Annotated in this window: 10 protein-coding genes; all 10 read left to right on the forward strand. The window is 69.1% G+C overall.

Annotated elements, in window-relative coordinates; all coding sequences use genetic code 11:
• The first annotated feature begins 22 nt into the window (after nucleotides 1-22).
• Entirely contained in the window at nucleotides 23-808 is a 786-nt protein-coding gene (locus AB5J56_RS23725) for a calcium-binding protein (RefSeq protein WP_369234778.1), read from the forward strand.
• 238 nt (nucleotides 809-1,046) lie between these two features.
• On the forward strand, nucleotides 1,047-1,976 hold the full coding sequence (locus AB5J56_RS23730; protein ID WP_369234779.1) for a hypothetical protein: 930 nt from the start codon (nucleotides 1,047-1,049) through the stop codon (nucleotides 1,974-1,976).
• Nucleotides 1,977-2,383: 407 nt separating this feature from the next.
• A complete protein-coding gene (locus tag AB5J56_RS23735) occupies nucleotides 2,384-3,859 on the forward strand; it encodes a xanthine dehydrogenase small subunit (RefSeq protein ID WP_369234780.1) in 1,476 nt (491 codons plus the stop codon).
• Nucleotides 3,856-6,249: a xanthine dehydrogenase molybdopterin binding subunit gene (gene xdhB / locus AB5J56_RS23740; protein ID WP_369234781.1), complete on the forward strand. Its 2,394-nt coding sequence runs from the start codon at nucleotides 3,856-3,858 to the stop codon at nucleotides 6,247-6,249. Before AB5J56_RS23735 ends, xdhB begins: the two co-directional genes overlap by 4 nt.
• A 1-nt stretch (nucleotide 6,250) precedes the next feature.
• Entirely contained in the window at nucleotides 6,251-7,060 is an 810-nt protein-coding gene (gene xdhC / locus AB5J56_RS23745) for a xanthine dehydrogenase accessory protein XdhC (RefSeq protein ID WP_369234782.1), read from the forward strand.
• Between the two features lie 188 nt (nucleotides 7,061-7,248).
• Nucleotides 7,249-7,752 carry a nucleoside deaminase gene (locus tag AB5J56_RS23750; RefSeq protein WP_369234783.1) on the forward strand — a complete coding sequence of 168 codons (504 nt, stop codon included), beginning with the start codon at nucleotides 7,249-7,251 and terminating at the stop codon, nucleotides 7,750-7,752.
• 281 nt (nucleotides 7,753-8,033) lie between these two features.
• Nucleotides 8,034-8,993 carry a hypothetical protein gene (locus AB5J56_RS23755; protein ID WP_369234784.1) on the forward strand — a complete coding sequence of 320 codons (960 nt, stop codon included), beginning with the start codon at nucleotides 8,034-8,036 and terminating at the stop codon, nucleotides 8,991-8,993.
• A 2-nt stretch (nucleotides 8,994-8,995) separates the two neighbouring features.
• Complete coding sequence (locus tag AB5J56_RS23760) at nucleotides 8,996-10,045, forward strand: NAD(P)/FAD-dependent oxidoreductase (RefSeq protein WP_369234785.1); 1,050 nt, start codon at nucleotides 8,996-8,998, stop codon at nucleotides 10,043-10,045.
• 32 nt (nucleotides 10,046-10,077) lie between these two features.
• Entirely contained in the window at nucleotides 10,078-11,886 is a 1,809-nt protein-coding gene (locus AB5J56_RS23765) for a carbamoyltransferase (RefSeq protein ID WP_369234786.1), read from the forward strand.
• Between the two features lie 17 nt (nucleotides 11,887-11,903).
• Nucleotides 11,904-12,386: an SRPBCC family protein gene (locus AB5J56_RS23770; RefSeq protein ID WP_369234787.1), complete on the forward strand. Its 483-nt coding sequence runs from the start codon at nucleotides 11,904-11,906 to the stop codon at nucleotides 12,384-12,386.
• Nucleotides 12,387-12,400 lie beyond the last annotated feature (14 nt).

Here is a 12,400-nt window from a genome sequence, read left to right on the forward strand (position 1 = left end):
GAACTCCCCGGGGGGAACATTCATGCGCACCACCACACGCCTTGCCCTGCTCGGCACCAGCGTCGCGCTGGTCGCCACCGCGGCCGGTGCCACCGCCGCGCAGGCGGAGGACGGCGGCGCGGGCAACATCACGATCGACAAGGTCGTCGTCAACGGCGGCAAGCCGGTCGTGGTGGGGACCACCAACGTGGTGTCCGCCAAGGTCACCGTGACCGCCTCGGACGATTCGGGCATCGCCGAGACCACGTACATCAGCGCCTTCGGCCCGAACCCGAACTTCGCGCAGATCTGGTACGACGACGGTGACATCACGTGCGTCAAGGCGAGCGCCACCACGTCGACCTGCACGGGCACGCTGACCTTCGACCCGCAGGCGTCCACCGGCTTCGTCAACAACAGTGCGGCGGCCACCTGGAACCTCAGCACGCTGGTCTCCGCCAACGACCTCGACTTCATCCACCGGGACGCGGCCACCACGTTCAAGGTGCAGCGCTACTCGAAGCTGACGGTCAACGCCTCTCCGGAGCCGGTGAAGAAGGGCAGGACCATCACGGTCACCGGCAAGCTCTCCCGGGCCAACTGGGAGGACAACCTGTACCACGGCTACACGAACCAGCCGGTGAAGCTGCAGTTCCGCAAGAAGGGCAGCGACACCTACACCACGGTGAAGACCATCAACTCCAACTCGACGGGCGAGCTGAAGACGACCGTCACCGCCTCCACCGACGGCTACTTCCGCTACAGCTTCGCGGGCACGTCGACGACACCGGCGGTCAACGCGACCGGCGACTTCGTGGACGTCCAGTAGCCACGCAGCGACGACCCGCACCGCCGCGAGGGTCGCGAGCGGTGCGGTGCCGTTCGGGTGACGTCGGCATGCGGACGTCACCGTGAGGCACTTCACTGGGACGGGGGCCGAGAGCGAAGGAGACGTCATGGCTCGCTGGACGGCTCGTGCGGTACCGGCGGCGCGACCCGAGCCGGACCAGGGCGAAGGCGGTGCGGTGACGGCCGGGGCGGGCACGGCGCCGCGGTACTGACGCGCCGTGCCGTCCACGGAACGAAACCTTCTTCGCCAGGCTCTCGCCGATCCCCGGGGACTGCCCGAGCAACTGGCCCTGTTCGCCGTACGGCACCGGGGCGAGGCGGCCCGGCGGGCGGTGGCGGCGCTCCCGGCGGACGCCGAACATGCCGACCGGTACCGCGAGGTGATTCGCCGGGGGCGTCGCGCCACGGCGTCCGAGGGCGCGTTCGTCGGCGGTCCGATGCTGGTGTTCGCCCCGTTCGCCTTCTGCGCGGCCCTGCTCCGTCAGTCCCGTACGGTCCTGGAACTCGCCGCCCTCGACGGCCGCGACCCCACGGACGAGGAACGGGCGGCCGAACTCCTCGTCCTGCAGGGCGTCTACGAGGACGTGGGCACCGCTCGCGCCGCACTGACCGCCCAGCGCCCGCCTCCGCCGGTGCGCCGGCTGCGCCTGACGACGCTGTGGGACCTGACATGGCGGATGGCCCGGCTGCTCGGGCTGCTCACGCCCACCACCGGCCGGTCGCGCTGGTGGGCACAGGCGGGCCGCCTGCTGCTGACGTGCACGGTGATCCTGGTGGGCATGGTCGCGCCGCTGGTCTGGCTGCCGTACCTGGCGGTCTCCTACGACCGCGCCACGGACCGCCTCACCGACCGCGCCGTCCGCTACTACTTCGCGGACGCGCGCGTCCGCCGCCACACCCGCGGCCGTAGACGTGGACGGCTGGACCCGGCCGCGCTGGTGGGCGTGGGCCGGGCCCTGCTGTCGCTGCTCGTGCCGGTGGCCCTGATCGCCGGAGTCGCGCTCACCGATGTGCGGATCGCCGAGAGCAGCTGGCCGGTGCTGGCGATCGCCCTGACCACCGGGTCGCTGGCGGTGGGAGCCGTGTGGCAGTGGCGGCGGCACCGGTCCTCGCACGGTCCTCACGGTTCTCGCGAACGGGGCGAGTGAGCTCGACCACCCCGCGGTGGCGGCCCCGGCCTCGAAACCGATCGGTTCTCGAGATACCGCGGTCAACCTCTTGACCGCGGTGGCCACGGCCACTAATTTGCGGTAAACGTCGACCCATAATGACCGAAAGGAGGCGACCGGCAGATGAACACCAGCTCTGATCTTGGTCGCCTCGCCCAGTGCACTGTCTGGGTTCCGGGTCGGATCGCGCACGGCTGCTGAGTACGCCGTTCTGATGTGCCCGTCCGTGGCACATTCCGGGTTTCCCGTCACCCCCTTCCGGCATGTCGCTTTTGCGTGCCGTTCTGCGCCCTCTCCTCTTCTGTGGCGCGCCTGAACACAGAAAGCTGCCTGAAATTGGCGAACATGATGAATCAATCGATCACGCACCGAAACGAAGGCCTGTCATGACAGAGGCGCGGATCACGGTCAACGGGAAAGAAACGCCGATTTCACCGGCTGCGCCCCACACCACGGTGCTGGACTTTCTGCGCGAGCGTGGCCTCACCGGCACCAAGGAAGGCTGCGCCGAGGGTGAATGCGGCGCCTGTTCGGTCCTGGTGGCCCGTCCCGGGGTGAACAAGCCCACCGACTGGGTGGCGGTCAACGCCTGCCTGGTCCCGGCCGCGGCGCTGGACGGCCAGGAGGTCATCACCTCCGAGGGCCTCGCCACGGTCGGCGAGGACGGCACGGCGCCCACCCTGCACCCGGTGCAGGAGGAGATGGCGGTCCGCGGCGGCTCCCAGTGCGGCTACTGCACACCGGGATTCGTCTGCAGCATGGCCGCGGAGTACTACCGGCCGGGCCGCTGCACGCACGCGGACCCGGCCGACGGCGCCGATGCCCACGCCGACGCCGAGCACGGTCCGAACGGTTTCGACCTGCACGCGCTGAGCGGAAACCTGTGCCGCTGCACCGGCTATCGCCCGATCCGCGACGCCGCGTTCGCCGTGGGGGAACCCGCAGACGAGGACCCGCTGGCGCAGCGCCGCGAGCAGTCCCCGCCGGCGCCGGTGGCCACCGAGTACACCCAGGACGACAGCACGTTCCTGCGCAGGAACACCCTGGCCGAGACGCTGCGGCTGCTGCGCGAGCAGCCCGACGCGGTGGTGGTCGCCGGCTCCACCGACTTCGGGGTGGAGGTGAACATCCGCTCCCGCCGGGCGGAGTGCGTGATCGCCATCGACCGGCTGCCCGAGATGCGGGAGCTGCGCGTCGAATCCGACCACATCGAGATCGGCGCGGCACTGACGCTCACAGAGATCGAGCGCAAGCTCGACGGTGACGTCCCGCTCCTCGCGGAGCTGTTCCCGCAGTTCGCATCCCGGCTCATCCGCAACGGTGCGACCCTCGGCGGCAACCTGGGCACCGGTTCGCCCATCGGTGACAGCCCGCCGGTGCTGCTCGCCCTGGAGGCGTCGTTGGTGCTCGCCGACGCCGACGGTGAGCGCGTGGTCCCGCTGGCGGAGTACTTCACCGGCTACCGGCAGAGCGTGCGCCGCCCCGGCGAGCTGATCCGCGCGGTGCGCATCCCCCTGCCGCTGTCGCCGGTCACCGGTTTCCACAAGATCGCCAAGCGGCGCTTCGACGACATCTCCAGCGTGGCGGTCGGTTTCGCGCTCGACATCGAGGACGGCGTCGTCCGCAAGGCGCGCATCGGCCTCGGCGGCGTGGCCGCCACCCCGATCCGTGCGCTCGCCACCGAGGCCGCCCTGGAGGGCAGGCCGTGGTCGGTGGAGACCGTCGAGGCCGCGGCCCGGGTGCTGCGCGGCGAGGGAACGCCGATGAGCGATCACCGCGCCAGCTCCCTCTACCGCTCCGCGATGCTCGGCCAGAGCCTGCTGAAGCTGCACGCGCAAACCACCGAGGCGGTGTCGTCATGAGCCATTTGTCAGAACGTCCCGAGAAGCCGGTCGTCGGCGTCTCGATGCCGCACGAGAGCGCCTTCCAGCACGTCACCGGCACCGCGCTCTACACCGACGACCTGATCCACCGCACCAAGGACGTGCTGCACGCCTACCCGGTGCAGGTCATGAAGGCCCACGGCCGGATCACCAAGCTGAACACCGAGCCCGCGCTCGACGTGCCCGGCGTGGTCCGGGTGCTGACCGGTGCCGACGTGCCCGGCGTCAACGACGCCGGCATGAAGCACGACGAGCCGCTCTTCCCCGACGAGGTCATGTTCCACGGTCACGCGGTCGCCTGGGTGCTCGGTGAGAACCTCGAAGCGGCCCGGCTCGGTGCCGCGGCCGTCGAGGTGGAGCTCGACGAGCAGCCCGCGCTGATCACGCTGCAGGACGCGATGGCGGCCGAGAGCTACCACGGCGCCAGGCCGCTGATGGAGACCGGCGACATCGACGCCGGCTTCGCCGACTCCGCGCACGTGTTCACCGGTGAGTTCCAGTTCTCCGGTCAGGAGCACTTCTACCTGGAGACCCACGCGGCCCTCGCCCAGATCGACGAGAACGGGCAGGTGTTCATCCAGAGCAGCACCCAGCACCCGTCGGAGACCCAGGAGATCGTCTCCCACGTGCTCGGTGTGCCCGCTCACGAGGTGACCGTGCAGTGCCTGCGGATGGGCGGCGGCTTCGGCGGCAAGGAGATGCAGCCGCACGGTTTCGCGGCCGTCGCCGCGCTCGGCGCCAAGCTGACCGGCCGCCCGGTCCGCTTCCGGCTCAACCGGACGCAGGACCTGACCATGTCCGGCAAGCGGCACGGCTTCCACGCCTCGTGGAAGATCGGCTTCGACGCCGACGGCCGTATCCAGGCCCTCGACGCCACGCTGACCGCGGACGGCGGCTGGAGCCTGGACCTGTCCGAGCCGGTGCTGGCCCGCGCGCTGTGCCACATCGACAACACGTACTGGATCCCCAACGCGCGGGTCGCCGGTCGCATCGCCAGGACCAACACGGTCTCCAACACCGCCTTCCGCGGCTTCGGCGGACCGCAGGGCATGCTGGTGATCGAGGACATCATGGGCCGCGTCGCACCGAAGCTCGGCCTCGACCCCATGGAGCTGCGCGAGCGCAACTTCTACCAGCCGGACCAGGGCCAGACGACGCCGTACGGCCAGCCGGTCACCCAGGCCGACCGGATCTCCACCGTCTGGCACCAGGTCCAGGAGAACGCCGGCATCGCCGATCGGAAGCGCGAGATCGCCGCGTTCAACGCCGCGCACCCGCACACCAAGCGGGCGCTCGCGATCACCGGCATCAAGTTCGGTATCTCGTTCAACCTCACCGCCTTCAACCAGGGCGGCGCGCTGGTGCTGATCTACAAGGACGGCTCCGTCCTGATCAACCACGGCGGCACCGAGATGGGCCAGGGCCTGCACACCAAGATGATGCAGGTGGCCGCGACCACCCTGGGCATCCCGCTGCACAAGGTCCGCCTCGCCCCGACGCGTACCGACAAGGTGCCCAACACCTCGGCGACCGCGGCCAGCGCCGGCGCGGACCTCAACGGCGGGGCCATCAAGAACGCCTGCGAGCAGCTGCGCGGACGGCTGCTGCAGGTGGCCGGCTCCCAGCTGGGCGTCAACGCCTCCGACGTTCGCATCGTCGAGGGCGTCGCGCGCGCCCTGGGCAGCGACAAGGAGCTGGCCTGGGACGACCTGGTGCACACCGCGTACTTCCAGCGGGTGCAGCTGTCGGCGGCCGGCTTCTACCGGACCGAAGGGCTGCACTGGGACGCCAAGTCGTTCCGGGGCACGCCGTTCAAGTACTTCTCCAACGGCGCCGCCGCGGCCGAGGTGGAGGTCGACGGCTTCACCGGCGCGTACCGCATCCGGCGCGTGGACATCGTCCATGACGTCGGCGACAGCCTCTCCCCGTTGATCGACATCGGTCAGGTCGAGGGCGGTTTCGTGCAGGGCGCGGGCTGGCTGACGCTGGAGGACCTGCGCTGGGACACCAGCGACGGGCCGCACCGCGGACGGCTGCAGACCCAGGCGGCGAGCACGTACAAGCTGCCGAGCTTCTCCGAGATGCCGGAGGAGTTCAACGTCACGCTGCTGGAGAACGCCACGGAGGAGGGCGCTGTCTACGGCTCCAAGGCCGTGGGCGAGCCTCCGCTGATGCTGGCGTTCTCGGTGCGCGAGGCGCTGCGGCAGGCGGCCGCCGCGTTCGGGCCGGGCGGCGTCAGCGTCGAACTGGCCTCGCCCGCGACGCCGGAAGCGGTGTACTGGGCGATCCAGGAGGCCCGCAAGGGCGAGGTCTCCCGGAACGGGGCCGCTGCCGACGGCCACACGGTGGAAGCGCTGAGCGGTGCCTGACATGACATGGGTCGCCGCGGTCGCACGGTTGCGGGCACGCCGGGAGACCGGCGTCCTGGTGACCGTCGCGACCGTGCGCGGCCATGCTCCGCGCGCGGCCGGTGCGAAGCTGGTCGTGGGACAGACCGAGACGTGGGGCTCGATCGGTGGTGGCAACGTCGAGGCCGTCGCGATCGACCGGGCCCGCGAGATGATCGCGGCGTCCAAGCCGGAGCCCGAGCTGATGGATTTCGCGCTGAACGACAAGGTCACCAACCAGCACGGCGTGCAGTGCTGCGGCGGCACGGTCTCGGTGCTGCTCGAACCGCTGCCGGTGGTGAACGCGGTGGCGATCTTCGGCGTCGGGCACGTCGGGCTGGAACTGGCGCGCATCCTGGCACGTCAGGACCTCGACCTCCATCTGATCGACACGCGCTCCGACATCCTCACCGAGCAACGGCTCGATGTGTTGGCGGACGCGGTGGCGCAGGTGCACGTGCATCACACGCCGCTGCTGCCCGAGGAGGTGCTGGAGGAGTTGCCGCGCGGCACCCACGTCCTGATCATGACCCATGATCATGCCGAGGACGCTGCCCTGTGCGACGCCGCTCTGCGCACCGATCACCTCGGCTCCATCGGGCTGATCGGCTCGGCGGCCAAGTGGGTGCGGTTCCGCAAGCGCCTGTCCACCGAGGGCGGTCACGACGACGCCACCATCGACCGGATCAAGACCCCGATCGGGCTGGCCGACATCACCGGCAAGGAACCCGCGACCATCGCCGTCAGTGTCGCTGCCGATCTGCTGCGCGCCTTCGAAACCGAAGCGATCTGACGCTCCTGTTTCGGGCGGAAGACGCCGTGGTTACCGGGTCCCGTCCTTCATGTGAATCTACGAGAGCGGTCGGCCGGCCAGCCAACTCCTTCATGGTTTCGGTGACTGACCCTCGACGGGGCCCGGCGGGTGTACTTGCACACGACGCCGATACGGGGAATCCCCACCGTGTGCAAAAAGGAGTGACCGTGACCGCGTACACCCAGGAAACGAGCATCCAGGAGATCGAGCGCACCTGGATGGACGAGGCCATCGGCCTTGCCACCGACAGCGTGAAGAACGGCGGCGGTCCGTTCGGCGCACTGATCGCCAAGGACGGCGAGATTGTCGCGATCGGGAACAACGGGGTCACTTCGAACCTGGACCCGACGGCGCACGGCGAGGTGAGCGCGATCCGTGCCGCCTGCCAGAAGCTGGGCAGCTTCTCGCTCGAAGGTTGCGTCCTGGTCACCTCGTGCGAGCCGTGCCCGATGTGTCTTTCCTCCGCGCTGTGGGCGCGAGTGGACCGGATCATCTTCGCCGCCGACCGGGATGACGCCGCGGTGGCCGGTTTCGACGACCGCAAGTTCTACGACCTGTTCGAGAAGAAGCCCTCGGAGTTGTGGCCGATGGCGATCGAGCGAGTGGACATGCCGAACCGTACGGCGCCGTTCGACGCGTGGCTGGCCAAGTCCGACCGCATCGATTACTGAAAACCCCATTCACCGGGCCGGGTTGCCCGACAAACGAACCCGGACGAGGCCCCCGGGCTGTTGTGCCGAGATGTCCGACGTCTCAACACAACAGCCTGGGGGCCTCGTTGGCTTTTCCGTCTTCGGCGATCAGCACCAACCCGCGTGAGCTGCGGTTCCGTAGAAACACACAAATCGTGGGCCTCAAGTCGATCAAGGTTTCATGTCTTCAACGCCTGGCCGGTGCAAGCCAGTTGGCGATGGACTTCTAGGACAAGCCGAAGCGACGAACTGGAAAAGCCTTGTCTGAGAAGCTGCCTGGCCGTCAGATCGAAATCTCCTGGCCCGACCTCGGCATCACGGTCACCGCCGACCTTGACGACCGCAACCCGGCACTCGCCGACGCCCTGTGGGAGTCCCTGCCGTACCAGAGCCTCCAGGGACACGCCCTCATCGCGGGAGAGCACCTCTACCACGTGGCGCCGATACCCACGCTGCTGCACACGCCCCACGAGACCCGCATCCCCGACCGGCGCGAGGCCCCGAACGGCACCGTGTTCTGCTCCGGTCTGCAGCACCTGGGCATCAAGTACGGCACCTTGACCGAGCCGATGCCCGCCACGCCCGTCGGCCGGATTCGTGAGGCGGACATGCCCGCCCTGCTGGAAGCCGGGGCCGCGATCTGGGACGCCGTCTACTCGACGAAGAAGCAGATCGTCGCCGAAGTGCGGCGCGCGGGCGAGCCGGGCGGCCACCGCATCCCGACGCTCCGGGCCACCGACACGGACGCCGGCCGCCTGATCGCCGACATCGTCGCCGAGACCGAGAAGATCTGGCTCGCGCCCCCGGCCGAGCTGGACGACCTCCACCAGGGGTTCATCCCCTCCCAGGCGGGCAACTTCGGCACCGTCCTTCCCACCCTGCTGTTCGTCAACGGCGAGACCCGGCCCCTGGGTTACGCCGCCTACGGCGGACTGGTCCGCGCCGCGGTCCAGGACATGCCCATGGACGCCCTCGTCCACATGACCCGCCTCCTGGTCGGAGTGCCCGCCGAATTCCTGGGCTACTGCGGTCTGGAGAAGCTGTGGGCGTTCACCCAGCGCTTCCTCGGCATCGTCGACCGCCTCGACCGTGCCGACTTCTACGCCGTCACCAGCCAGATGGCCCTCTACATCAACTGCCTCGGCGGCTGGAACCTCCAGCTGTACCCGTGGGAGACCGGGGACCACCTGCGCCAGAAGAGCGCCAAGGTGGGCGCGTAGCCATGCCCGGCACCCTGCCTGTCCGCGCTGACGCCGTCGTCATCGGCGGGGGAGTCATCGGCACCTCCGCCGCCTACCACCTCGCCGAAGCCGGTGTGAACACCGTGCTGCTGGAACGCGGAGGCCTCGGCGGCGGGGCATCCGCGCACACGGCGGGCATGGTCCGCACCTACTTCCCCGGCGCCCCCGCCACCGGGCAGCTGGCCGTGCGCAGCCTGCACGCCTATCAGGACTTCGCCCGCCACACCGGAGCGCCCCTCGGTCTGAAGCGGCTGGGGTTCATGGCGCTGTTCACCGAGGAACGGCAGATCGCCGACTTCGAGGCCGGCCATCAGGCCCAGCGGGCCGCCGGTGTCGAAGTCGGCCTGATCAGCGCCCGCGAAGCGGCCGAGCGCAACCCGCTGGTCAACGAGCGCGCCGTGCTGGCCGCCGCCTGGTCACCCGAGGCGTACCACGTGGACGGCCTCGACATCGTCCGCGGCTACGCCGCCGCCGCCCGCAACCACGGCGCCCGCCTGTTCACCCACACACCCGTCACGGGCATCGACGACGACAACACCGTCCACACCCCGCAGGGCAGCATCAAGGCGGACAGCATCGTGTGTACGGCCGGGCCCTGGTCCGGCGAGGTGGCAGCCATGGCATCGGTCGAACTGCCGCTGGCACCCCGGGTGATGGAGATGCTGTTCACCGACGTCCCGCCCTCCCCGCACCGCGAGCTGCCCATGACGATGCACGCCGCGTCCGGCCTGCGGATCCGGTCGTGGAGGGACCGCATCCTCCTCGCCATGGGCGCACCCAAGGCCGGCGAAACACGCGAAGCCTGGCTCGGCCGCATCGCCGGCCATCTCGGCACCCTGTTCCCCGCCTTGGACGGCATCGGCCTGCATCGCGCGTGGAGCGGCGATTTCGACGCCAGCCCCGACAACACCGCCTTCATCGGCGAACACCCCACCCGCCGCTTCCTGTACGCGGCGGGATTCACCGGCGCGGGACTGTGCCAGGCACCTGCGGCCGGGGAACGGCTCCGCGACCTGCTGATCGTCAAGTAGCCCCATAACAGGCCACAACAGGAAAGAATGCCGTGATTGTTCTCGGATGTAACGGTTTCAGCCGGGTGTCGGAGTTCTTCTCCGCACGCTTCGGTGCGACCGGCATCAACAAGCATTACCTCTTGGGCCACGACGCCGCCGCCGCACTCCTGATCGACGGCCGCCTGGTCGCCGCGGTGGAGGAAGAACGCCTCAACCGGGAGAAGAAGACCACCGACTTCCCCACGAACGCGATCGACTGGTGCCTCGAGGAAGCCGGGATCACGTTCGATGACGTCGACCTGTTCGCCTTCCCGTGGAACTGGTCCACCCAGGTGCTGAACGAGACCCTGGACGGCATCCGTGCCTCGCCGATGCCGCAGGCCGCGAAGGTCGGCCTCCTGGGCGACATGGCCGACCTGTTCGACCAGGTCGTCAGCCACGAAGCGATCCTCGCGGACTTCGAAGCCCGCACCGGACACCGCCCCGACCCGGCCAAGGTCCGCTTCGTTCCGCACCACCTGGCCCACGCCACGACCGGCTACTACCTGGCCGGCATGAAGGACTCCGCGTTTCTCGTCAGCGACGGCCGCGCCGAACGCTTCTCGACCTTGACGGGCGAGATCCGCGACGGCCGGATCACCGTCTTCGACGACACCGTCACCGGCGCCCAGTACTCCATCGGCACCCTGTTCTCCGCCATCACCCGCTTCCTCGGCTTCGTCCCCAACAACGACGAGTACAAGGTGATGGGCCTGGCCGGATACACCACCCCGCCGACTCCGAACCCGTTCGTCGAGCACCTTCTGACGCTGCACGACGACGGCCGCTACACCTTCACCAAGCCCCTTCGGACCGACAACCCACGCAGTCACGACGCCCTGTTCGAGGAGTACTTCGGACCCTTCGAGGACACCCTCGAATACAAGGCGCGCGTCGCCGCCGCCGCGCAGCAGATGCTGAACGTCGCCACCGCCCACCAGGTCCGCCACCTGGAGAAGAGGACGGATCTCGACCGGCTGTTGTTCGAAGGCGGCGTCGCGCTGAACTGCCTGAACAACACCCCGATGTTCGAAGGCTCCCGCTTCGAGGACATGCAGGTCAGCTTCGGCGCCTCCGACACCGGCATCACCATCGGAGCCGCGGCCCACGCCTGGCTGGGCGACCCCGGCACCGGCCCCGCGGACATCCTCGCGGCCTCCGCGCCCGTCACCCCCTATCTGGGCCCGGCCCACGACGAGGCCGCGATCGAGAAGGCCCTGGAGGGCTTCACCGGCCGCGTCGTCGTCTCACGCCTGGACGATGCCGAAGTGATCGACCACGTGGCGAAGCTGCTGACGAAGAAGGTCGTCATCGGCTGGTTCGAAGGCCGCGTCGAGCACGGGCCGCGCGCGCTGGGGCATCGCAGCATCCTCGCCAACCCCGGCTTCACCGACATCAAGGACATCATCAACACCCGGGTCAAGCATCGCGAACCCTTCCGCCCGTTCGCTCCCCTCGTCCTCGAGGAGCAGGCACCGGAGATCTTCGACATGGGGCGCAAGACCAGCTCCCCGTACATGACGTTCGTCTTCCCCGTCCGCGACGAGTACAAGGACCGCATCCCCGGCGCCGTACACGTGGACGGCACCTCCCGGATCCAGACCCTGACGGACGAGGGAACCCCACGGCTCACGGCGCTGCTGCGGAAGTTCATCGAACTCACCGGCACGCCCTGCCTGATCAACACCTCGTTCAACGTCGCCGGCGAACCCATCGTCTGCACCCCCGCCGACGCCCTGAACTGCTTCATGGGCACCGAGATCGACTACCTGGTCCTCGGAAACCACCTCATCGCCAAGACCGACCGCGTCACCTCCTAGAAGAAGGAGCACCTCCCGTGCCGACGATCCAGCGCAAGCACACCATGTACCACTCGACCCTCCTCGACGCCGACCCGGACACCGTGTGGGCGACCATCCGCGACGCCATGCAGATCCTGGAGATGGTGTCTCCCGGCGACCTGGACGTCCACCGGGACGTCAGCTGGGTGGAGGGCGGCTCGGTCGAGACGGTCCCGGCCCGCTACGACTTCAAGCTCACGCTCAGCGGCAAGGTCGTCCAGCAGGAGATCGCCGCCCGCGACGAGATCAACAGGACCCAGTCCTACCGGGCCGTCGCCCCCACCAGCGGAGTCGCCAACTACGAGGCCACCATCCGGGTGTTCCCCCTCACCAACGACCCGGCCCGCAGCTTCTTCGACTGGTCGCGGACCCTGGAGATCGCCGAGGACGCCGACCTGAACGTGGTCGAGGGCATCATCGGCATCATGGAGAAGCAGACCGACGCCGTACGGGACCACTTCGCGAAGACCGCGAAGTGAGTGAGCAGACCGCG

The organism is Streptomyces sp. R21, assembly GCF_041051975.1.
GTDB lineage: Bacteria > Actinomycetota > Actinomycetes > Streptomycetales > Streptomycetaceae > Streptomyces.